Below are 22,492 nucleotides of genomic sequence, written 5' to 3'. Positions count from 1 at the left end.
CCTAGGGCGCGGGGGCGGATTCAAGCGGCGGTAACGGCTCACCTGGTAGCCACTTTTGGTGAATTGCGGCAAAGCTGCCATCGTTCTTCATGGCCTCCAGCTCCTGCTGCCAGCGACTGACCAGCACATCATCCGTTTGCTGGGAAAAGGCGATATAGCTGTCGCTGTGCATGAAATCGAAGAGCAACTGCACCTCGTCCCTCTGAATATCACCCTGAGCCAGCAGCGCGCTGATACTCAGGTTATCCAGCACCATCAGCTTGACCCGCCCACGTTTGAGCATGCTCACCACTTGCGCCGGTCCGGTGACCGGGGTGAGGTTGTTGAAACCCTCGGCCAGCAGCCGCTGGTGACTGTACCAATCGCGCGGCACGGCAATTTCGCCGTACTCACGGGCCTCCTCGATACGGCTGATCGAGAGAAATGAACGGCGCAACGCATAAAAGCTGGTGACGTTTCGGGTAATCGGCCCTACCCACTTAAACAGCTGCTCACGCTCACGCGTGCGCATGGTGACAAACAACCCGGTGTTGGGCCGCTGCAGGGCTTCCTGATACCCACGCGCCCAGGGCACCACGCTGATCGGTGCACTCTGCCCGGAACGATGCATTATCGCTTCCACAACCTCAGTGGCCAGACCCGTTGGCTTGCCGTTCTCGCTGAAATTGATTGGTGGATATTCTTCGGTAAACAAGCGCAGCGGCTCAGCCAGTACCTGTGCAGACATGAGACTGGCAAAAAGCAGTGAGAACAATCCACGCATACGGGTGTACAACACTGCAGCTGCCTCGCGGGTTGGTGGATTTTTTCAGCTTAGTCGGCTGCGCCACTTCACACCAAACAAACGACCAAGCTGTAGCTAAATCAGGTTGAACAGGCGGTTCAGGCTGCACAGCTCACTCCGACTCCGTTAGGCTGCTGCCCGTTACCGTCATTTAAGGCCAGTCCATGCCTTCCCCCCGCCTGCCTCATACGCTGCGCCGCCTCTGGGCCCAGGATAAATTCAGCTACAGCCTGCGGGTGTTTATCGCCCTCAGCGGGGCGTTGCTGCTGTGCTGGTCGCTGGGCTGGATGCATGCGCTGATCCCGCTGTTTCTCGGGGTGATCGCCAGCGCCCTGGCGGAAACCGATGACAGCTGGCAAGGCCGCGTGATCGCGCTGCTGGTCACCCTCGGCTGCTTCAGCGTAGCGGCCTATGCGGTGGAGTTTCTGTTCCCCTACCCCTGGCTATTCGTCTGCGCTCTGGCGCTATCGAGCTTTGCCCTGACCATGCTCGGCGCACTCGGCGAACGCTATGCCACCCTCGGCGCGGCCACGCTGATTCTCGCGGTGTACAGCATGATCGGCGTGGAGCAGCGCGGTGGCACGGCGGGCCTCTGGCAAGAGCCGCTGCTGCTGGTAGCCGGCGCAGCCTGGTACGGCCTGCTGTCGGTGCTGTGGAATGCGCTGTTTGCCAACCAGCCGGTGCAGCACAGCCTGGCACGGCTGTTTCGCGAACTGGGCCAGTACCTCAAGCTCAAGGCCGCGCTGTTCGAACCGCTGCGTCAACTGGATGTGGAAGAGCGCCGCCTGGCCCTGGCCAAGCAGAATGGTCGGGTGGTGGCGGCGCTCAATGCGACCAAGGAAATCATCCTGCACCGGGTCGGCAATGGCCGGCCGGGGCCGAAAGTCAGCCGCTACCTGAAACTGTACTTTCTCGCCCAGGACATTCACGAACGCGCCAGCTCCTCGCACTACCCCTATAACGAGCTGGCCGAAGCCTTCTTTCACAGCGACGTGCTGTTCCGCTGCCAACGCCTGCTGTGCCTGCATGGCGAAGCCTGTCAGCGCCTGGCCCAGGCCATCGAGCTGCGCCAGCCATTTGAATACCGAGAGCTCTGCCGCCAGGCGCTCGACGATTTGCACGACTCCCTCGAACACCTGCGCGTGCAGAGCAACCCGGCCTGGCGTCACCTGCTGCGCTCGCTCGGCGCCCTGGCCGGCAACCTGCGCAGCCTGGATGCCCTGCTGGGCAACGCCAGCAACCCCGATGCCCTGGCCGAAGAACAGGACAGCAGCCTGCTCGACCGTGAGCCGCAGTCGCTCAGGGATGTCTGGGAACGCCTGCGCCTGCAACTGACGCCAACCTCGCTGCTGTTCCGCCACGCCCTGCGCCTGTCACTGGCACTGGCGGCCGGTTACGGCATGCTGCACTGGATTCACCCGACCCAGGGCTACTGGATACTCCTAACCACGCTGTTTGTCTGCCAACCGAACTACGGCGCGACCCGGCTCAAGCTGGTGCAGCGCATCAGCGGCACCGTGCTCGGCCTGCTACTCGGCTGGGCGCTGTTTGACCTGTTCCCCAATCCGCTGGTGCAGGCGCTGTTTGCGGTAGTCGCCGGGGTGGTGTTCTTTGCCCTGCGCAGCAGCCGCTACACCCTGGCCACGGCGGCCATCACCCTGCTGGTGCTGTTCTGCTTCAATCAGGTCGGCGATGGCTATGGGCTGTTTATTCCAAGGTTGGTCGACACCCTGCTCGGTAGCCTGATCGCCGGCCTGGCGGTGCTGCTGATTCTGCCGGACTGGCAGGGTCGTCGCCTGAATCATCTACTGGCCAGCACCCTGAGCTGCAACAGCCGTTACCTGCAGCAGATCATCGCCCAATATGCCAGCGGCAAGCGTGACGACCTGGCCTACCGGCTGGCCCGACGCAATGCGCACAACGCCGACGCCACACTCTCGACCACCCTGGGCAATATGCTGATGGAGCCGGGGCACTTTCGTAAGGAGGCCGATATCGGCTTCCGCTTTCTGGTGCTCTCGCACACCCTCCTGAGCTACCTCTCAGGCCTGGGCGCGCACCGTGGTGAAACCAGCCTGAGCGGCAGCGACAACCCGCTGCTGGCCAGCGCCAGCCAGTTGGCCACCAGCCTGGAAGAAATTGCCAGCTGCCTCAACGAAGAGCGCCCGGTGGCCATCCACAGTGACGCCGAAGAGCAATTGGCGGCCGCGCTTGAACGACTCAGCGACGACCTGGATGATCCACAACGTCTGGTGCAAACCCAACTGGCGCTGATCTGCCGCCAACTTGGGCCGCTGCGCACCCTCGCCGCTCACCTGCTCAAACCTCGCCGGTAACGCTCATGCACAAACAGCTATTGCAGCAACAAGTCATCGCCCGCCTTGAACAGGACATGCAACACGCCGAACACGCCGCGATGACCGCCTACGAAACGGCGACCCATGAAGAAAATATCGCGGAAAACAAATACGACACCCTGGGTCTGGAAGCCTCCTATCTCGCTACCGGGCAGGCACGCCGTGCAGCCGCCATCCGTCAGACGCTGGCCAACTGGAAACAGTTGGTCGTGCGCGCCTTTGACCCGCAACTGGGCATCCAGCTCGGCGCGCTGATTGAACTGAGTGACGACGAAGACCGACGCCAATGCCTGCTCCTCGGTCCGGACGGCGCGTCGATGAAACTGCAGCAGGACGGCCGCACGGTGCAGGTCATCGGTCCCCAGTCACCGCTGGGGCACAGCCTGCTCGGCAAACAGGTTGGCGACGAAGTGACCCTGCGTCTGGCCAGTGGCGTGCAGCTACTGGAAATTGTGCGGGTCGGTTAAGGAATATCCACCTGCCAGTCGGCAGCCAACTGCGCCAGCCGGCCCTGCTCGATCATCTGCTGCAGAGCCCGGTCGAACGCCTCACGCAAAGGCCGGTAACGCTCATCACGGGGAAAGGCGAAGTAGCCGTCCTGCAGGTCGATCGGCGGTTCAAGTTGTTCGAGTTTGTCAGCCAGCCCCAACGCCAAAAGCACCGGCTGGGTATTGCGCTGATTGCTGGCCAGCAGATCCAGACGGCCGGCACCAAGCATCTTCAGGCCATTCTCGACCCTTTCCACGGTGACCAACTCGAGCTGCTCGCGCCGGCTGTCGAAACGCTCCCCATAGACCCAAGCACGTACCACCCCGATGCGCCGACCGAGCAACTGCTGATAGTCGCCGTGCCAGCGCAATACGCTGCCGCGTTGGCGGTAGAAGACGATGTGGTCGCGGTAAAAAGGCCGAGCGGAGAAGGCGAAGAGTTGCTCACGCGCGGCGTTCTTGTAGGGTCCGATAAGGATATCGCCCTCACCGCGCGCCACCATGTGCTGCGCACGAGCCCAGGGATACAGCTCGAAACGGACCTGATAGCCCAACGGCTCCAGCGCCTGGCGCAAGACACTGGTGGCGAGACCGCTATAGCCGCTGCCATGCTGCTCGAACACACCGGGAAAATTGCTGCCGACGGCTAACAACTCGCGTGCCGCCAGTGGCGCGATCAGCAGCACGCAGCAACATGCCATCGACAGCCTGCGCAGAAAGTTCGAACACATGAGGGAGCGGCCTCTGCCATGGGATGGCGGTATCTGCCAGCCTAGCAGGTCAGTCCGCCACGCAAGCCGAGTACGCACCGTCATGCAACTGTTTGCGCATCTGTCGGTCGACTAAAGAGCTATCAGCCGATAGCCCTGAGGGGAGAGCGTCATGCAAGCCAATGTTCAAGAGCTCGAAACACTGTTTCAACAACTGGGGCTCGAGCATGACCAGATCAGCATCGACCTCTTTATCAAGCGCCACTCACCCTTGCCGGAAGACTGCCGACTGGCCGATGCGCCGTTCTGGGACACAGCCCAGGCTGATTTTCTTCGTCAACAGTTTTTAGCCGACGCTGAATGGGCCGACGTGGTTGATCAGCTCAACCTACTGCTGCGGGGCTGACAGCTCATCGGGCGCACCAGGCAGCTCGCGCCAGGTCAGGTACACCCGCAGGTCGAACTCCAGCTGGTGATAGCCGGGCAGCATGTACTCACACAGCTTGTAGAAGGCTTTGTTGTGCTCAGCCTCTTTCAGGTGCGCCAGCTCGTGCACCACGATCATCTGCAAAAACTCCGGTGCGGCGTCCTTGAACAGCGAGGCCACGCGGATTTCCTTCTTCGCCTTGAGCTTGCCACCCTGCACCCGCGAAATCGCTGTGTGCAGGCCGAGGGCCCGATGGGTCAGGTCGAGGCGATTGTCGTAGAGCACTTTGTCGATGGCCGGGGCATTGCGCAGGTGCTCCTGCTTAAGCCCCTGAATATAGGCGTATAACGCCTTGTCGCTTTGAATCGCGTGCTTGCCGCTGTAGGAACGGGCCAGGTAATCCCCCAGACGTTGCTCGGCAATCAGCTGGCGAATCTTGTCTTGCAACTGGGCTGGGTAGCCTTGCAGGTATTTGAGCGGGGTCATCATCTCAGCAACAGAACAGCAGAAAGACCGGCAGTGTAACGCCAGCTGAGGGCTACACGCAGGCCTAACCGTTCTGCACCACACTGGCAGGGCGGGCAACAGCCTGCTGGCGCAGGTAGAAATGGCTTGCGGCGAGCAGCGAAAGGGCATTGATCAGGGTCATGAACAGTCCAATACCGGCAAGTGTGCCGCGCCCCAGGTCATCCAGGCAGAACACCAACAACACGGCGGTTATCAGAGCCTGAACAAAGCGCCAGTAACGAAACGCCTTGGAGTAACTCGCTGCCACCAGCCAACAACTGATCACCGGCGCGATAAAGATACCGACCACCAGCAAGTCCGTTACCGCCAGACGAATACGCCCGCCCGACAGCAGCATCAACAGCGCCACGAATGTCAGGGCGGCATACAACAGGTTGCAGGCCAGGTACAGCCGATAGCCCGACGGACGGCTGGGCAACTCAGCCGCCGGATGGGCCGCGGGTGGCGCATAGGGATTGAACTCATCCATGAGGCATGGCCTTTAAAATAGCGGCCGATTGTCCGACCAACGCACAGCGGCCGCAAACAAGCGTCAGCGAGCAGGCACCACGCGCAGCAAACGCCCTTCGGCGCTGTCGGTCAGCAGGTACAGGGCACCGTCCGGGCCGCTGCGCACATCACGGATACGCTCGCCCAGTTCTTCGAACAGCACGTCCTGCCCGGCCAGCTTACCGTCCTGCACACGAATACGACGCACGCTGCGCTCAGCCAGGGTCGAGGCAAACAGATCGCCCTGCCACTCGGGGAACAGTGCACCGCGGTACTGGGTCAGGCTCGACGGTGCGACCGATGGCGTCCAGTGCAGCAAGGGCTGCTGCAGGCCCGGCAGCTCGGTGTACGGCGAAATCTGCGCACCGGTGTAGTCAATGCCATAGGTGATCAACGGCCAACCGTAGTTGTTGCCGGGTTTGATCAGGTTCAGCTCGTCGCCACCACGTGGGCCATGTTCGTGGCTGTACAGGCGCTGCAACTGGTCGTCATAGACGATGCCCTGCACGTTGCGGTGACCCAGGCTGTAGATCTCCGCCGCCGCACCGGCCTGGCCCACCAGCGGGTTGTCCTTGGGAATGCTGCCATCGCGATTGAGGCGCACGATCTTGCCGAGGTGGTTGCTCGGGTCCTGGGCCTGCTCGCGCCAGTCGAAGCCATCCCCCAGGGTCAGCACCAGGCTGTTGTCTGGCAGCCAGGCCATGCGCCCGCCGTAATGCGCAGCACCGGACTTGGCCGGCTGCGCGGTAAACAGCACCTGCACATCCTGCAGCTGACCATCGACCAGCCGCGCCTTGCTCAGGCGGGTGTTGTTGGCCTGGGAGGTACCGTAGGCATAGCTCAGGTAAAGCTGCTGATTACTGGAAAATTCAGGGTCAAGCAGCACTTCCATCAGCCCGGCTTGGGCGGCGACAAACCCCTCGGGCACTCCGCTGACAGGTTGCGGATTAAGGCTGCCGTCCTGCTCGATGATGCGCAGGCGACCGACTCGTTCGGTCACCAGCATGCGGCCATCCGGCAGAAAGGCCAGGGACCAGGGATGCTCCAGGCCTTCGGTCACGGTTTCGATGCGGTAATCCATGGCGTGCACCAGGCTGCTGCCAAGCAGGCCAAGCAACAACAGGGCGCGGGACGTATTCAGCATGATTCGGGCCTTTTGTTCGCAGAGGGATCTATCAGGATTGCGTCGGCGATGAGCGCTGCACCAGCCCAGCATATAACAGCGTGCCCAGGCTGCCGCAGGCCATCAGCCCGAGGGTTCCAGCCAGGCTACGGTTGGCGCCAATCAGCGTTGGCATCGGTAGCAGTGCATTGGCCAGCGTCATCGCCGCCAGCACCGCCAACGCCCCAGCCAGGGCAAACAACAGCCAACGCCCACGTGGCCAACTGCGCGTCAGCAGGCTGGCGGCGGGCAGGGCAAAGACGAAGCCGAGCAGCACCAGCACCGCGAAGGTCGGGCTGAAACCGAGCAGATCCAGGCCGGTGGTCTGCAGCCTTATGCTCAGCGACATCGGCGCGCCGAGGGCCTGCAGGTTGGCCAGGTTGAACTGGGTCTGCAACACACTGCCCAGCGCGCTCGCCAGCAGCACGGCAAACAGGAAGTACAGCAGGGTGCGGAGTTTGCTTGGCATGTGGGCGAGTATCCAGAAGCGAGGGTGCGCCGAGTATGGACCAGCCGGTACATCGGCATACAGTGGGTGTTTTACATGGTTTTTCCACGCACACGGATGGGCGATAGGCGCAGGCACCGCGCTGTAGCAGAATGGCGGCAACCATCCTGCCAACAACAACTCACACAAGAACCGCACGATGAAAAAAGCCATGTTCTTTGGTGCGCTGCCCCTCGCGCTCCTTGCCGTAGTATTCAGCCTCGGTCCCGTACCGCCAGTCGATACCCCACTGACGCCTGCCCAGCTGCCCGCAGACCTTGAGCGCTACCTGAGCGAAAGTGAAGCGCGCCACCCTGGCATCACGCCCGGTGCGGAAAAGACCATCGTCTGGGCTCATCCGGACAAGCGCCAGACCGACCTGGCGATCATCTACCTGCATGGTTACTCAGCCACTCGCCAGGAAACCGCGCCGCTCAGCGATCAACTGGCCCGGCAACTGGGCGCCAACCTGTTCTACACCCGCCTGAGCGGCCATGGCCGCTCAGGCGCAGCGATGGCCGAGGCCAGTGTGCACGACTGGCTGCAGGACAGCCAGGAAGCCCTGCAGATCGGTCAGCGCTTGGGTAAACAGGTGCTGGTGATCGGCACCTCGACCGGCGCCACCCTGGCCACCTGGCTGGCCTTGCAGGGCGATAACCCGCAGGTGCTGGCTTACGTCATGGTGTCGCCCAACTTTGCCCCCAAAGACCCGGCCGCCACCGTGCTGACCTGGCCTTGGGCCAGTCATTTCGTGCCCTTGCTGCTGGGCCCGGAACACCACTGGCAACCGCGCAACGCCGAACAGGCGCGCTACTGGAGCCATCGCTATCCGGTACAGGCGCTGCTGCCGATGATGGCGCTGGTGAAATACGTGCGTGAACAGCCACTGGAGCAGATCCGCGCGCCGATTCTCACGCTCTATTCGCAGGATGATCAGGTGGTCAGCGCCACCGCCATCGAAGCGGCCTTTGCCCGCTTTGGCTCAGCGCACAAGCAACTGGTCGCCCTCACGGACACCCAGGACCCGTCACACCATGTGCTGGCCGGCGACATCCTCTCGCCGCAGGACACACCACGGGTGCAGGCGGCGATTCTGGCGTTTCTCGCCGCGCTGCCTACTCAAAACGACACAACGCCGCAGTAAAGGCGCAAGGCTGATCCGCCAGGTAGCTGCGGTAAATCTGCAACAGCTGCTCCACCGTCAGCCGACACGCCTGCGCTCGGCATTGCCCGTTAAACGCAAACGCACTGTGCTCGGCCTCGGCCAGACGAAGATAGAGCGCCGGCCAATCACTGCCCGGTGCATCGGCCGGGGTAAACAACAGGCGCCCTTCACGCTGCACCAGCGGCGCGCCGGCGGCGGCGTAGTCGTAGACAAACAGCAGCGTGCGTGCGGTCTTGGTCGTGCACTCGGCGCGGGTGGCGCACTGCTGCGGATCGCTCGCCACCACCACGTTAACGGGCGGCCCGCTCACTGGTGGCTGATGGGCACAGCCGGCCAATGCAGCGAGTACACCGAACAGCCCGATCAACCTCGTCATAGATACCTCCCAGATAACGACTCTGTAGCTATTGCACGCGATGAGGCACCAAGTCGTAGGTTGCTGTTGAGCGCAGCGAAGCCCAACAAGTAGCGGCCGGTCTCGTTGGGCTTCGTCGCGTTGTTCCTCAACCCAACCTACCCAGCGCATGCACCACAACACGGGGGCATAGCCAACAAAAAGCCCCGCATCGGCGGGGCTTTCAGTGCAGCAACAGGCTTAGTTGACCTTGGCGGCCAGCTCACCCTTGGCATAACGCTGGAACATGCCTTCGAGGGAGATCGGTTTGATCTTTGAGGCATTGCCGGCGGTGCCGAAGGCTTCGTAACGGGCGATGCAGATGTCGCGCATGGCGGTGACGGTGGCACCGAAGAACTTGCGCGGGTCGAACTCGCTCGGGTTCTCGGCCATCAGGCGGCGCATGGCACCGGTGGAGGCCAGACGCAGGTCAGTGTCGATGTTGACCTTGCGCACGCCGTACTTGATGCCTTCGACGATTTCCTCAACCGGCACGCCGTAGGTTTCTTTGATGTCGCCGCCGTACTGGTTGATGATCGCCAGCCACTCTTGCGGCACCGAGCTGGAGCCGTGCATCACCAGGTGGGTGTTGGGGATGCGCGCGTGGATCGCCTTGATGCGGTCGATGGCGAGGATGTCACCGGTAGGCGGTTTGGTGAACTTGTACGCGCCGTGACTGGTGCCGATGGCGATGGCCAAGGCATCAACCTGGGTTTGCTTGACGAAGTCAGCGGCCTCTTCCGGGTCGGTCAGCATCTGGCTGTGATCGAGCACACCTTCCGCGCCCACGCCGTCTTCTTCGCCGGCCATGCCGGTTTCCAGGCTGCCCAGGCAACCCAACTCACCTTCCACCGACACGCCGCAGGCGTGGGCAAAGGCAACGGTCTGCTGGGTGACACGGACGTTGTAGTCGTAGTCAGCCGGGGTCTTGCCGTCTTCTTTCAGCGAGCCGTCCATCATCACCGAGCTGAAGCCCAGTTGAATCGAGCGCTGGCAGACGTCCGGGCTGGTGCCGTGGTCCTGGTGCATGCACACCGGGATATGCGGGAATTCTTCAATCGCGGCCAAGATCAGGTGGCGCAGAAACGGCGCGCCAGCATATTTGCGCGCACCGGCGGACGCCTGGACGATCACCGGGGAATCGGTCTTGTCGGCCGCTTCCATGATCGCGCGCATCTGCTCGAGGTTGTTGACGTTGAAGGCCGGCACGCCGTAGCCGAATTCGGCGGCGTGGTCGAGCATCTGGCGCATGCTGATAAGTGCCATGGTGTTCTTTCTCCCGGTGGTGCTCGTTAATCATTCAAGCCTGCCGCAGGGGCAGGCGCTATTCAAGTCATGCAGACCAGGGGTCAACCCGATCTGCGCACACATTCATGTCAGGGCGCTTTGCAGCCACGGTCGATCAGGTCGTCCTGCACCGTCCAGTACACCAGCCCTTGTTCACCTTTAGTGTGGAAGGACAGTTTACCGTCGCTGTACAACACGCCAGAGCCTGACGGCTCCTCAAGCAGACGGTAAACGATATCGCTACCGCCGAGGCGCACGTCAACCGATGCCTGGCTGCTATCGGCAAAACGCCACAGCACTTCGGTTTGGCTGTCGCATACCCAGCGCGTCCAGTGATCCACCGGCGCCTGCGTGCCGGCACAACCGGCGAGCAGACTGGCCAAGGCCAGAGCGATGCATCCGTTTTTACGCATGGCGATTCTCCTGAAGGTGGATACGCGCGGCACCCTGAGCCGCTTACGCGCGCGCTTCAAGTACGGCCACGGCCGGCAGCACCTTGCCCTCAACAAATTCGAGGAACGCGCCGCCGCCGGTGGAAATGTAGGAGATATTCGCCGCCACGCCGTACTTGTCGATGGCCGCCAGGGTATCGCCACCGCCAGCAATGGAGAACGCCGAGCTTTCCGCGATGGCCAGGGCCAGGGCCTTGGTGCCATTGCCGAACTGGTCAAATTCGAACACGCCGACCGGGCCGTTCCAGAGAATGGTGCTGGAGGCTTTAAGCATCTCGGCAAACATGGCCGCCGTCTGCGGGCCGATGTCGAGGATCATGTCGTCTTCGGCCACATCAGCCACCGCTTTAACGGTCGCTTCGGCATCTTCAGCAAAGGCCTTGGCCACCACCACATCAACCGGCAGCGGCACGCTGACTTTGGCGGCAATGGCTTTGGCCGTGTCGACCAAGTCGGCTTCATACAGGGATTTGCCCACCGGCAGACCGGCAGCGGCGAGGAAGGTGTTGGCGATACCGCCGCCGACGATCAGCGAGTCGCAGATATCGGCCAGGGAGTTGAGCACGTCCAGCTTGGTCGAGACCTTGGAGCCGGCCACAATGGCCAGCATCGGGCGGGCCGGCGCACCCAGAGCCTTGCCCAGCGCATCCAGTTCAGCCGCCAGCAACGGGCCGGCGCAGGCCACCTTGGCAAACTTGGCCACGCCATGGGTCGAGCCTTCGGCGCGGTGGGCGGTGCCGAAAGCGTCCATGACGAACACATCGCACAGCGCCGCATATTGCTGGGCCAGCTCATCGGCGTTTTTCTTCTCGCCTTTGTTGAAGCGCACGTTCTCGAACAGCACGATCTCGCCAGCCTTGAGCTCAACGCCGCCGAGGTAGTCCTTGACCAGCGGTACGTCGCGGCCCAGGGCCTTGCTCAGGTAGGCCGCAACCGGCGCCAGGCTGTTTTCTTCGCTGAATTCACCTTCGGTCGGACGACCCAGGTGTGAGCAGACCATGACCGCAGCGCCCTTCTCCAGCGCCAGTTTGATGGTCGGCAGGGAGGCGAGGATGCGCGCGTCGCTCTTCACCACGCCGTCTTTTACCGGCACGTTGAGGTCTTCGCGGATCAGCACGCGCTTACCGGCGAGGTCGAGGTCGGTCATCTTCAGAACGGTCATATATCAGTCCTTCACGGGGGCTGGAGTAGTCAGGGAAAGAAAATGTTCGGCGACATCGAGCATGCGGTTGGCAAACCCCCACTCGTTGTCGAACCAGGCCAGCAGGTTAACCAGACGCGGCCCGGAGACGCGGGTCTGGCTGCCATCGACAATCGCCGAGTGCGGGTCGTGGTTAAAGTCGCAACTGGCGTGCGGCAGTTCGGTGTAGGCCAGCAAGCCCTTGAGCGGGCCGTTTAACGAGGCTTCACGCAGCACGGCATTGATCTCGGCGGCCGAGGTGTCGCGGGCAGTCTGCAGGGTGATGTCCAGGCAGGAGACGTTCACCGTCGGCACGCGCATGGCCTTGGCCTGAATGCGCCCGGCCAACTCCGGCAGCAGACGTTCGATCCCGCGCGCCAACCCGGTGGACACCGGAATCACCGACTGAAAGGCCGAGCGCGTGCGGCGCAGGTCTTCGTGGTGGTAGGCGTCGATCACCGGTTGATCGTTCATCGCCGAGTGGATGGTGGTGATCGATACATACTCGATACCCACCGTCTCGTTGAGCAATTTGAGCAGCGGTACGCCGCAATTGGTGGTGCAGGAGGCGTTCGACACCAACCGCTCGTGGCCGTTCAGGTCGCCCTGATTGACCCCGAACACCACCGTAGCGTCGATATCCGCCTCGCTGGCCATCGGCTGCGACAACAGCACGCGCGGCGCACCCGCCTCGATAAAACGCTGCGCCTCGCCACGGCTGGTGTATTGACCGGAACACTCGAGCAACAGGTCGATACCCAGCGCCGCCCAGTCAACACCTTCCGGCGTGGCCTGACGCAGCACTTTGACGCAATCGCCATTGATGTGCAGGCAATCACCGTCGACCTGCACCTCGCCGGGGAAGCGGCCATGGGTGGAGTCGAAACGCGTCAGGTATTCGATGCTGGCCTGATCGGCCAGGTCATTCAGCGCCACGATTTCCAGTTGCGCCCCGTCGCCACGCTCATGCAACGCACGCAGCACGCAGCGGCCGATGCGGCCGTAACCGTTGAGGGCGATTCGATAGGGACGCTTGGACATCGGGTCTCTCGGCTGAACGTAGGGTGGATCGTGCTTCATCGATCCACCGGCGGTGTAACGGTGGATGAAAAGACGTTCATCCACCCTACGGCGTCGTTCTCACTCAGGCGTCGAGCAGGTCGGCAGCGGTTTCCAGGATGTTTTCGACGGTAAAGCCGAACTCCTCGAACAACTGCGCCGCCGGGGCCGACTCACCGAAGGTGGTCATGCCGATGATGCGGCCTTCCAGACCGACGTACTTGTACCAGTAGTCGGCATGCGAAGCTTCGATGGCGATGCGTGCGCTGACTTGCAGCGGCAGCACGGCCTGTTTGTAGCCGGCGTCCTGCTGGTCGAAGACGCTGGTCGACGGCATCGACACCACACGCACCAAACGGCCTGCGGCGGTCAGCTTGTCATAGGCGGCAACAGCCAGACCGATTTCCGAACCGGTAGAGATAAGGATCAGCTCAGGCTCGCCTGCGCAGTCTTTCAGCACATAGCCACCACGGGCGACATCAGCCAGCTGCTGAGCATCACGGCTCTGGTGCGGCAGGTTTTGCCGACTGAAGATCAGCGCGCTTGGGCCGTCAGCACGCTCAATAGCGTACTTCCACGCCACCGCCGACTCCACGGCGTCACAAGGACGCCAGGTGTCAAGGTTCGGCGTGCCGCGCAGGCTGGCCAGTTGCTCAATCGGCTGGTGGGTCGGGCCGTCTTCACCCAGGCCAATGGAGTCGTGGGTGAACACATACAGCACGCGCTGTTTCATCAACGCCGACATGCGCACCGCGTTGCGTGCGTATTCCATGAAGATCAGGAAGGTCGCGCCGTAGGGCACAAAGCCGCCATGCAGGGCCACGCCGTTCATGATCGCGCTCATGCCGAACTCGCGCACACCGTAGAACATGTAGTTGCCGGAGGCGTCGTCAGCCGACACACCTTTGCAGCCTTTCCATAGCGTGAGGTTGGAGCCGGCCAGGTCAGCCGAACCACCGAGGAATTCCGGCAACAGCGGGCCGAAGGCGTTCAGCGCGTTCTGGCTGGCCTTGCGGCTGGCGATGGTTTCGCCTTTGTCGGCGACTTCTTGAATGTAAGCAGCCGCTTTGGCGGCGAAGTCTGCCGGCAACTCACCGCTTATACGGCGTTTGAATTCGCTGGCCAGTTCCGGGTAAGCCGCGGCGTAGGCCGCGAAACGTTGATCCCACTCGGCCTCGGCCTTGGCGCCGGCCGCTTTGGCGTCCCATTCGGCATAGATATCAACCGGAATCTCAAACGGGCCATGGTTCCAGCCGAGGGTGGCGCGGGTCAGGGCGATTTCATCGAGGCCCAGCGGTGCACCGTGGCACTCTTCCTTGCCGCCTTTGTTTGGCGAGCCAAAACCGATGGTGGTTTTGCAGCAGATCAGGGTCGGACGTTCGTGCTCGGCACGGGCGGTTTCGATGGCGGTTTTGATTTCTTCGGCATCGTGACCGTCAACGTTGCGAATCACCTGCCAGCCGTAGGCTTCAAAGCGCTTGGGCGTGTCATCGGTGAACCAGCCTTCGACTTCGCCGTCGATGGAAATGCCGTTGTCGTCGTAGAACGCCACCAGTTTGCCCAGACCCAGAGTGCCAGCCAGCGAGCAGACTTCATGGCTGATGCCTTCCATCATGCAGCCGTCGCCGAGGAAGGCGTAGGTGAAGTGGTCAACGATCTGGTGGCCGTCACGGTTGAACTGCGCGCCCAGCACCTTCTCGGCAATGGCGAAACCGACGGCGTTGGCGATGCCCTGCCCCAGCGGGCCGGTAGTGGTTTCCACGCCCGGGGTGTAGCCGTATTCCGGGTGACCTGGGGTTTTGCTGTGCAGTTGACGGAAGTTTTTCAGGTCGTCGATCGACAGGTCGTAGCCGGTCAGGTGCAGCAGCGAATAAATCAGCATCGAGCCGTGGCCGTTAGACAGCACAAAGCGGTCACGGTCGGCGAATTTCGGGTTGCTCGGGTTGTGCTTGAGGAAGTCACGCCACAGGACTTCGGCGATATCCGCCATGCCCATCGGGGCACCGGGGTGGCCGCTGTTGGCTTTCTGCACGGCATCCATGCTGAGGGCACGAATGGCATTGGCTCGCTCACGACGGCTGGGCATCACTGAATCTCCTGCGGGGGCTGCTTGAGCAACTGAGGGTCGAAAAAGGCGGCCATTTTCGCCCAGCCACGCCATGGGGGCAATCACAGATGGTCGTTAAGCCCCCGACAATCAGTAATTAGCCCCGGCAAAGCGGCTCAAAGCGGCTTTTGCGCCGCCAGACAAGGCGCGCGAAACAGCTCGCCATGCCACAAGCCCTGCAGCGTGCGACGCATGACCAGCAGCCAGACCAGTGCCAGCTTGGCCGCCAGCAGCACACCCACCCAGGTAAAGAACGCCAAGCCCGTCATGTGCTGCAGGGCAAAGGTGGCCAGGGTGAACACGCCCAGCGGGAAGGTGAACCCCCACCAGCCCAGATTGAAGGGCAGCTCGCGGCGCATGTAATGCTGGGTGAACAGGCTGGCCGCGACCAACCACCACAGCCCCGCGCCCCACAGCGCCAGCCCGCCGACCAGGCCCAGTTGCTGCGCCATTTCGGCGGCACCCTGCAACGCAGTGCCTTGCCAGGCGTGCGGTGCAGCCTGCCCCAGGCTGATCAAGCCCAGGCAGCCGGTGGCCAGCGGCCCCAGCGGCAACCAACTGCTGGCGGCAAAGTCCATGTCCGGTAATTTGTGCAGGGCCAGGCGCAACAACACCAGGGCGATCAGGGCGAAGGCCAGGCTCAGCGATAACCCCCACAGCACATAGCCCAGGCTCAACAGCAGTTGCGCCGCCTCAGCCCTCACGTGCGGAGCCAATGCCGCCGCACCGCTGGCCACCACTTCGGGTGCGACAATCGGCAGCAGCCAGACCCCGGTGAGGGTTTCCAGCACATGTTTCTGCCGGGTAAACATCAAATACGGCACACCGAGTGCCGCGCCCATCGCCAACACCAGCGCCAGCCACCACAAGCCATGGGCCAGCGTCACCACGGGCGCGCCATAAACAGGCGCAGCGAACAGCAGCATGCCGTTGATCACCTGCACCAGCCCCATGGGTATGGCCCCCAGAAACATCGACTGCACCGGGTGATCGAGCATCGGCCACAGGGTGTCGCGAAACAGCAGCAAGCGCGCAGCAAACAGCACACTGAACAGGCCAAACAGCAGTACAGTCAGGCACCACAGGCCTTCGGCCAACAGCATTTGCCCGGGAAATGACAGCGGCATCTTCGCCACCACCTGGGCCAGCACGCCGGTGCCCATGGTCATGGCGAACCAGTTGGGCGTGAACTGGCGGACAAAGGCCAGCGGCTCATGCAAACGGGTAAAGGGACGCAACATCACGGCATTCCTCACAAACGATCGCGATTGGCGATCCATGACTGGGAGGTTAGGCACAGCCGTGCTATAGGTAAAATACATATAAAAGATACAAGGCATACCTTCTATTTATGAATCTGCATCACCTCAAGGTGTTCCTCGCCATCGCTCAGACCGGCAGCATCAGTGCCGGAGCCGCCCGCCTGTTTATCAGCCAACCAGCCGTGACCCGCGAAATCCGCGAGCTGGAAGCACGCCTGCGCCTGCCGCTGTTTGACCGACAAAGCCGGGGCGTGACCCTGACCGCCGCCGGGCAACGCCTGCTGCCCTATGCCGAGCGCATCTTCGCCCTGGAGCAAGCCGCCGAGCGCGACCTGCAGGCGTTTGCCAACCTCGACTGTGGCGAACTGCATTTGGGGGCTAGCGCCACCCTGGGCAGCTACCTGCTGCCGGCGCTGATCGCGGACTTTCATCAGCAGCATCCCGAATTGCACGTGAGCCTGCAGATCGACAACACCGCCGCCTGCCTGCAGCAACTGGAACGCAACACCATCACCCTGGCCTTTATCGAAGGCCCGTTCGACCCGGAACAGGTCAACCACCGCCACCTCGGCACTGACGCTTTGCTGCCCGTGGCCAGCCCCCGCCATCCACTGGCCCGGCAAACCAGTGTCAGCCCTGAAGAACTGGCCAGCGCGGCGCTGCTGATCCGCGAGCACGGCTCCGGCACCCGCGCCAGCCTTGAGCAGGCCTATCAGGCATTGGGGCTCACGCCACGGATCACCATGGCCTTGGGCAATAGCGAAGCCCTGAAACGCAGCCTGCTTGCCGGTCAGGCCGTGGCCTGGATTTCCGAGTTGGCCTTGCAGGATGAATTGCGCAGCGGGCAACTCTGCAGACTGCCCGTCAGCGGCCTGCCGATCAGCCGCGATCTGCATGCCGTCTGGCGGCGCGAACACAGCCTGAGCCCGGCGGCCGCCGCCCTGCTGGAACAAGTGACCAACGCCCTCACAGCCAGCAAGGGCAATATCAAAACTTTTTGATATTGCCCTTGCTGGATAAAAAGTGTCTGACTAGACTGCCCATCCTATGAATATGCGCGCGCCACACTTGGCCTTCGAGCCCGTTGATGCCCTCACCGCCCTGTGCAAGGCCGGCGGCGACGCACTGCGCCTGAACATCCTGCGCGCGCTGGCCAACGACTCGTTCGGCGTACTGGAGTTGGCGCAGATTTTTGCCACCGGCCAATCCGGCATCAGCCATCACCTCAAGGTGCTTGCCCAGGCCGGGTTGGTGGCCACACGCCGTGAAGGCAATGCAATCTTCTACCGCCGCGCCCTGGCCCAGAGCGAACAACTGGGCAGCCGCTTGCACGCCGCCTTGTTAGATGAAGTGGATCAATTGTCGCTGCCTGATGACGCGCAACAACGCATCGCCGCCGTGCACAGCCAACGCGCAGCGACCAGCCAGGCCTTTTTCGCCCGCAGCGCAGCCAGTTTCCAGGCCCAGCAAGACCTGATCGCCGGCCTGCCGCAGTACCGCGACAGCCTGCTGGCCCTGCTCGACTCACTGGGTTTTGCCCGCGACGCCAACGCCGTGGAAATCGGCCCCGGTGACGGCAGTTTTTTGCCCGCCTTGGCGCAGCGCTTCACCCACGTGCTGGCCCTGGACAACAGCACAGCGATGCTGGCGTTGGCGCAACAGCGCTGCCACAGCGACGGCCTGGACAATGTTCACCTGCTGTTGGCCGATGCCCTGCAGGATGACTACCCCGCCGCCGATTGCCTGGTACTGAACATGGTGCTGCACCATTTCGCCGCCCCGGCCGAAGCCCTCAAGCAACTGGCCCTGCGTGTGAAACCGGGCGGCAGCTTGCTGATTACCGAACTGTGCAGCCACAACCAAAGCTGGGCCCGCGAAGCCTGTGGCGATCTGTGGCTGGGCTTTGAGCAGGACGACTTGGCCCGCTGGGCCGCAGCAGCCGGGCTGGACAACGGCGAAAGCCTCTACGTGGGGCTGCGCAACGGCTTTCAAATTCAGGTGCGGCACTTTACCAAACCGTCGATAACTTACGGCCTCCGGGCTGCAACCACCGGTCACCAACAGGAACCTGCACGATGAGCGAATACGCCCTCTTTACCTCCGAGTCCGTCTCCGAAGGCCATCCCGACAAAATCGCCGACCAGATTTCCGACGCGGTGCTGGACGCCATCATCGCCAAGGACAAACACGCCCGCGTGGCCGTGGAAACCCTGGTCAAGACCGGTGTGGCCATCGTCGCCGGTGAAGTCACCACCAGCGCCTGGGTCGACCTCGAGCAGATCGTCCGTGACGTCATCTGTGACATCGGCTACACCAGCAGCGACGTGGGTTTCGACGGTGCCACCTGCGGCGTGCTGAACATCATTGGCAAGCAGTCCCCGGACATCAACCAGGGCGTTGACCGCGCCAAGCCGGAAGATCAGGGTGCAGGCGACCAGGGCCTGATGTTCGGCTACGCCAGCAACGAAACCGACGTGCTGATGCCGGCACCGATCTGCTTCAGCCACCGCCTGGTTGAGCGTCAGGCCGAGGCGCGTAAATCCGGCCTGCTGCCATGGCTGCGTCCGGATGCGAAATCGCAAGTCACCTGCCGCTACGAAAACGGCCAGGTGGTCGGTATCGACGCCGTGGTGCTGTCCACCCAGCACAACCCGGAAGTGAAGTACGAAGACCTGCGCGAAGGCGTGATGGAGCTGATCGTCAAGCACGTGCTGCCGGCTGAACTGCTGCACAAAGACACACAGTTCCACATCAACCCGACCGGCCAGTTCATCATCGGCGGCCCGGTGGGCGACTGCGGCCTGACCGGGCGCAAGATCATCGTCGACAGCTACGGCGGCATGGCCCGTCACGGTGGCGGTGCGTTCTCCGGTAAAGACCCATCCAAGGTTGACCGCTCGGCTGCCTACGCCGGTCGTTACGTGGCCAAGAACATCGTGGCTGCCGGCCTGGCTGAGCGTTGCGAAATCCAGGTGTCCTACGCCATCGGCGTAGCCCAACCGACCTCGATCTCGATCAACACCTTCGGCACCAACACAGTGGCGGACGACGTGATCATCAAGCTGGTGCGCGAAGTCTTCGACCTGCGCCCCTACGCCATCACCAAAATGCTCGACCTGCTGCACCCGATGTACCGGGACACCGCCGCCTACGGCCACTTCGGTCGCACCCCTGCGCAGAAGACGGTCGGCGACGACAGCTTCACCACCTTCACCTGGGAAAAAACCGACAAGGCCGCCGACCTGCGCGCCGCTGCCGGCCTGTAAGCCCAACGCGATACCTGAAGCCCCGCCCTGTGCGGGGCTTTTTCTTGCCAGCGAAACGAGAAAATCCGTCTAGGCTGAATGGGCGATCTGCCGAGCAAGGATGCTCACGATGAACACCCACATTGCCTGTCTACTGCTGCTCAGCACCCCCTTATGGGCCGCCTGCCCCGACTGGCCCGCCAGCCGCGCCGAACGCGAACTCATGGCCCTGAGCCAACAGCTGACCGAGTGGGACGATGCCTACCATCGCCAGGGGCAAAGCCCGGTCGCCGACGAGCTGTATGACCAGGCCAGCAGCACCCTGCAGCACTGGCGCAGCTGCTTCCCCGAGACCCGCAGCGCGACGGTTAACCCACTGGCCAGTAGCGCCGGCCCGCAACCGCACCCCGTGGCCCACACCGGCCTGCGTAAGCTACTGGACAAGCGTGCAGTCGCGCGCTGGATGGCTAACCGGGAAGAGCTGTGGGTTCAACCAAAGGTCGATGGCGTGGCCGTCAGCCTGGTGTATCAGCAGGGGCGCCTGCAGCAGCTAATCAGCCGCGGCGATGGCCGCCAGGGGCAGGACTGGACCCACCTGGCCCACCAGCTACCGGCGATTCCTGCTGAGTTACCCTCGGCGCTGAACCTCACCCTGCAAGGCGAGTTGTACTGGCGCATGCCGGCACATATCCAGCATAAACAGGGCAGCCAGGGCGCGCGCAGCAAGGTGGCAGGCCTAATGAATCGGCAAGCACTGAGCGACGAGGATGCCGCGGGCATCGGCCTGTTTGTCTGGGATTGGCCCGATGGCCCAGCCAGCATGCTAGAGCGCCTGCAACAGCTGAGTGCGCTGGGTTTCACCGACAGCGCCACGTTCAGCAAGCCCCTTCGCAGCGTGGCCGACGCCAGCCACTGGCGCGAGCAGTGGTACCGTAACGCCCTGCCCTTCGCCACCGATGGCGTTGTGCTGCGTCAGGGCCAGCGACCGCCTGCTGCACGCTGGCAAGCGGAGCCGCCACATTGGGCAGTGGCCTGGAAACACCCCGCCAGCCAGGCCCTGGCTGTGGTGCAAGCGGTGGACTTTCGTATCGGCCGCAGCGGTCGCATCACTCCGGTGCTGCGCGTGCAGCCGGTAAAGCTGAATGATCGGCACATCGAATACGTCAGTGCCAACTCCCTGCAACGCTGGCAGGCACTGGACATTCGCCCTGGTGATCAGGTGGTGATTCGCCTCTCCGGGCTGACCATCCCGGTACTCGACAGCGTGCTCTGGCAAACCCAGGAACGCGCCGTCCTGCAGGTGCCGGATGCGCGCGCCTACCACGCCCTGAGCTGCTGGCAGGCCAGCGCCGGCTGCGCCAGCCAGTTCCGTGCACGCCTGGCCTGGCTCAGCGGCAAGCAGGGTTTAGCCCTGCCGGGGGTCGGCCCCGGCACATGGGAAAAGCTGCTGCAGGCGGGAATGATCAACGGCCTGCTCGACTGGCTGGATCTGTCCACCGAGCAGTTGAGTCGCGTACCCGGCCTCGGGGCACGCAGCGCAGCGACCTTGCAGCAGAGTTTTCAATTGGCCCGTCAACGTCCGCAGCAAGCCTGGCTCCGCGCCCTCGGGGTTCCGTCTCAGGTGCCATTAAACGCGGACTGGGACAGTTTGGCGCGGCGTAGCACCGCCGACTGGCAGCGCCAGCCCGGCATCGGCCCGCAACGCGCGGCTCAGCTAGAAGCCTTCTTCCGACACCCTGAGGTTCGGGCGCTGCAGGCACATTTACGAGCCGCGCAGCTTGCCGGACTCTAGAGGCGTCTCAGAACGCGCGAAACTCTTCATGGCAGGCTTTACAGCTGTCTTCAACACGCTGCATCGGCGCGACCAGCGCGTCGGGCTTTAAAGGCTTTGCCGCCGTCGCGGCGACCAGCGCAGCGGTGCTGGTTTCCATGGTGCGAGCCAGTTCCTGAAAACGCGCCTGGCGCTGCCAGACATCATCCTTGGCACGGCTTTCCTCATCGTCATCACGCACCTGCGGAAAGTGCTGCCACGGCGTGCGGGTCAGCTGATCGAGCTTGGCAGCGCCTTCAACAAATGCCTGTTCCTTGAACGCCAATCGCCCGCGCAGCATGCCACCAAGATCTTCGCTGACCTTGAGCATCTGCTTGAAAATGCTCTGACGCTGGCCTTGCGGTGAATTGGGATCGACACCGCCGCAGCCACTCAGGGCCAGCGCCAGTACGACCAGAGACAGGGTTTTACGCTTCATAACACCTTCAATGCCAACAACCGGGTGGATAACGGGCGACAGTATCGCCACCCAGTACCCACCGGCCAAGCGTGGTGTTTTGCCGCACAGCGCAGAGGCTTCAGGCCGAAACGACAAACAGACTGATGATCAAGCCCATGTTGACGAACCACACCAGCGAACGCACCGGTGCCCAGTCCGCCAGGTAACAGATGAAATACAGCACGCGGCTGGCCACGAAGGCCATTGCCAGCTGATCGATCAGGGCTTGTTCGGCGCCACCGGCCAAGTGGGCAATGATCACCGCCGCCGAAAAGGCCGGGGTCACTTCAAAACTGTTGAGCTGCGCATTGTTCGCACGCCGCCCCAGGCCGGTCAGGCTGTTCAACAACGCCCGCGGATCATGGTTGTGTTTGGGGCTGAAACCACCGCTGACGGCTTTGGCAGTGGCAGTCGAGAGGTACGGCAGGAACAGTGCGATCAGGACACACCAGTAAGCAATTGTCATGGAACATCTCCATTGGAATGAGGTTATGAGCATGGTCGCGCTTACCCATCAGTGTCGATGGCATTCACGCAGAAAAAACCTGGCAAAAAAGTCAAGTGCCGCCACATTGACTCCGCGCACAGAGAAACTAATGTCTTTAGGGAACAACCAGGACGTTTGCCACTGGAGCTGCC

At 62.6% G+C, this 22,492-nt stretch carries 23 protein-coding genes; 8 read left to right on the top strand and 15 right to left on the bottom strand.

Annotation, left to right across the window (positions count from 1 at the left end; all coding sequences use genetic code 11):
- Position 1: 1 nt before the first annotated feature.
- Positions 2-727 carry an ABC transporter substrate-binding protein gene (locus DBR00_RS04820; RefSeq protein ID WP_256582919.1) on the bottom strand — a complete coding sequence of 242 codons (726 nt, stop codon included), beginning with the start codon at positions 725-727 and terminating at the stop codon, positions 2-4.
- A gap of 221 nt (positions 728-948) precedes the next feature.
- Between DBR00_RS04820 and yccS the strand changes: the two genes are divergently transcribed.
- Positions 949-3,120: a YccS family putative transporter gene (gene yccS / locus DBR00_RS04815; protein ID WP_108485907.1), complete on the top strand. Its 2,172-nt coding sequence runs from the start codon at positions 949-951 to the stop codon at positions 3,118-3,120.
- A gap of 5 nt (positions 3,121-3,125) precedes the next feature.
- Positions 3,126-3,608 (top strand): GreA/GreB family elongation factor, encoded by a 483-nt coding sequence (locus DBR00_RS04810; protein ID WP_108485908.1) that lies wholly within the window; start codon positions 3,126-3,128, stop codon positions 3,606-3,608.
- Here DBR00_RS04810 and DBR00_RS04805 read toward each other — a convergent pair.
- A complete protein-coding gene (locus tag DBR00_RS04805) occupies positions 3,605-4,330 on the bottom strand; it encodes an ABC transporter substrate-binding protein (protein WP_158271545.1) in 726 nt (241 codons plus the stop codon). The genes DBR00_RS04810 and DBR00_RS04805 overlap by 4 nt on opposite strands.
- Before the next feature lie 181 nt (positions 4,331-4,511).
- Here DBR00_RS04805 and DBR00_RS04800 point away from each other — a divergent pair, with 181 nt between their 5' ends.
- Complete coding sequence (locus tag DBR00_RS04800) at positions 4,512-4,745, top strand: DUF2789 family protein (protein WP_108485910.1); 234 nt, start codon at positions 4,512-4,514, stop codon at positions 4,743-4,745.
- Here DBR00_RS04800 and DBR00_RS04795 read toward each other — a convergent pair.
- From DBR00_RS04795 to DBR00_RS04780, 4 genes are all read right to left on the bottom strand, one after another.
- Positions 4,728-5,252 (bottom strand): YgjP-like metallopeptidase domain-containing protein, encoded by a 525-nt coding sequence (locus DBR00_RS04795; RefSeq protein ID WP_108485911.1) that lies wholly within the window; start codon positions 5,250-5,252, stop codon positions 4,728-4,730. The two genes, DBR00_RS04800 and DBR00_RS04795, sit on opposite strands and share 18 nt — an antisense overlap.
- A 64-nt stretch (positions 5,253-5,316) precedes the next feature.
- Positions 5,317-5,763 carry a hypothetical protein gene (locus tag DBR00_RS04790; protein ID WP_108485912.1) on the bottom strand — a complete coding sequence of 149 codons (447 nt, stop codon included), beginning with the start codon at positions 5,761-5,763 and terminating at the stop codon, positions 5,317-5,319.
- A gap of 63 nt (positions 5,764-5,826) precedes the next feature.
- Positions 5,827-6,927: a PQQ-dependent sugar dehydrogenase gene (locus DBR00_RS04785; RefSeq protein ID WP_108485913.1), complete on the bottom strand. Its 1,101-nt coding sequence runs from the start codon at positions 6,925-6,927 to the stop codon at positions 5,827-5,829.
- Between the two features lie 31 nt (positions 6,928-6,958).
- Entirely contained in the window at positions 6,959-7,414 is a 456-nt protein-coding gene (locus DBR00_RS04780; RefSeq protein ID WP_108485914.1) for a hypothetical protein, read from the bottom strand.
- Between the two features lie 178 nt (positions 7,415-7,592).
- On the opposite strand from DBR00_RS04780, the gene DBR00_RS04775 reads away from it, so the two are divergent.
- Entirely contained in the window at positions 7,593-8,576 is a 984-nt protein-coding gene (locus DBR00_RS04775) for a carboxylesterase (protein ID WP_108485915.1), read from the top strand.
- Here DBR00_RS04775 and DBR00_RS04770 read toward each other — a convergent pair.
- From DBR00_RS04770 to DBR00_RS04740, 7 genes are all read right to left on the bottom strand, one after another.
- Positions 8,548-8,973: a hypothetical protein gene (locus DBR00_RS04770; protein WP_108485916.1), complete on the bottom strand. Its 426-nt coding sequence runs from the start codon at positions 8,971-8,973 to the stop codon at positions 8,548-8,550. The two genes, DBR00_RS04775 and DBR00_RS04770, sit on opposite strands and share 29 nt — an antisense overlap.
- 219 nt (positions 8,974-9,192) lie before the next feature.
- Entirely contained in the window at positions 9,193-10,257 is a 1,065-nt protein-coding gene (gene fba, locus DBR00_RS04765) for a class II fructose-bisphosphate aldolase (protein WP_108485917.1), read from the bottom strand.
- Positions 10,258-10,367: 110 nt separating this feature from the next.
- Entirely contained in the window at positions 10,368-10,691 is a 324-nt protein-coding gene (locus tag DBR00_RS04760; protein WP_108485918.1) for an MliC family protein, read from the bottom strand.
- 43 nt (positions 10,692-10,734) lie between these two features.
- Entirely contained in the window at positions 10,735-11,892 is a 1,158-nt protein-coding gene (locus tag DBR00_RS04755) for a phosphoglycerate kinase (protein WP_108485919.1), read from the bottom strand.
- A gap of 3 nt (positions 11,893-11,895) precedes the next feature.
- Complete coding sequence (gene epd / locus DBR00_RS04750; protein ID WP_108485920.1) at positions 11,896-12,951, bottom strand: erythrose-4-phosphate dehydrogenase; 1,056 nt, start codon at positions 12,949-12,951, stop codon at positions 11,896-11,898.
- Positions 12,952-13,054: 103 nt separating this feature from the next.
- Entirely contained in the window at positions 13,055-15,055 is a 2,001-nt protein-coding gene (tkt, locus tag DBR00_RS04745) for a transketolase (RefSeq protein WP_108485921.1), read from the bottom strand.
- Between the two features lie 137 nt (positions 15,056-15,192).
- Positions 15,193-16,317: a TDT family transporter gene (locus tag DBR00_RS04740; RefSeq protein ID WP_108485922.1), complete on the bottom strand. Its 1,125-nt coding sequence runs from the start codon at positions 16,315-16,317 to the stop codon at positions 15,193-15,195.
- Positions 16,318-16,427: 110 nt separating this feature from the next.
- Between DBR00_RS04740 and DBR00_RS04735 the strand changes: the two genes are divergently transcribed.
- From DBR00_RS04735 to ligB, 4 genes are all read left to right on the top strand, one after another.
- Complete coding sequence (locus DBR00_RS04735; protein ID WP_108485923.1) at positions 16,428-17,339, top strand: LysR family transcriptional regulator; 912 nt, start codon at positions 16,428-16,430, stop codon at positions 17,337-17,339.
- Positions 17,340-17,385: 46 nt separating this feature from the next.
- Positions 17,386-18,417, top strand: coding sequence for a metalloregulator ArsR/SmtB family transcription factor (locus DBR00_RS04730; RefSeq protein WP_108485924.1), 1,032 nt, complete (start codon positions 17,386-17,388; stop codon positions 18,415-18,417).
- Positions 18,414-19,604 carry a methionine adenosyltransferase gene (metK, locus tag DBR00_RS04725; protein ID WP_108485925.1) on the top strand — a complete coding sequence of 397 codons (1,191 nt, stop codon included), beginning with the start codon at positions 18,414-18,416 and terminating at the stop codon, positions 19,602-19,604. The genes DBR00_RS04730 and metK overlap by 4 nt, the downstream gene beginning before the upstream one ends.
- 109 nt (positions 19,605-19,713) lie before the next feature.
- Positions 19,714-21,375, top strand: a complete 1,662-nt coding sequence (ligB, locus tag DBR00_RS04720; protein ID WP_256582918.1) for an NAD-dependent DNA ligase LigB — start codon at positions 19,714-19,716, stop codon at positions 21,373-21,375.
- Positions 21,376-21,382: 7 nt separating this feature from the next.
- Here ligB and DBR00_RS04715 read toward each other — a convergent pair whose 3' ends face one another.
- Positions 21,383-21,832 (bottom strand): cytochrome c, encoded by a 450-nt coding sequence (locus DBR00_RS04715; protein ID WP_108485927.1) that lies wholly within the window; start codon positions 21,830-21,832, stop codon positions 21,383-21,385.
- A 100-nt stretch (positions 21,833-21,932) separates the two neighbouring features.
- Positions 21,933-22,319, bottom strand: a complete 387-nt coding sequence (locus DBR00_RS04710; RefSeq protein WP_108485928.1) for an MAPEG family protein — start codon at positions 22,317-22,319, stop codon at positions 21,933-21,935.
- Between the last annotated feature and the right edge of the window lie 173 nt (positions 22,320-22,492).

It is taken from the genome of Pseudomonas sp. HMWF032, assembly GCF_003060885.1.
In the GTDB taxonomy this organism is placed as follows: domain Bacteria; phylum Pseudomonadota; class Gammaproteobacteria; order Pseudomonadales; family Pseudomonadaceae; genus Aquipseudomonas.
The sequence above is the reverse complement of the archived record's forward strand: the minus strand, read 5'-3'. Positions and strand labels throughout refer to the sequence as shown.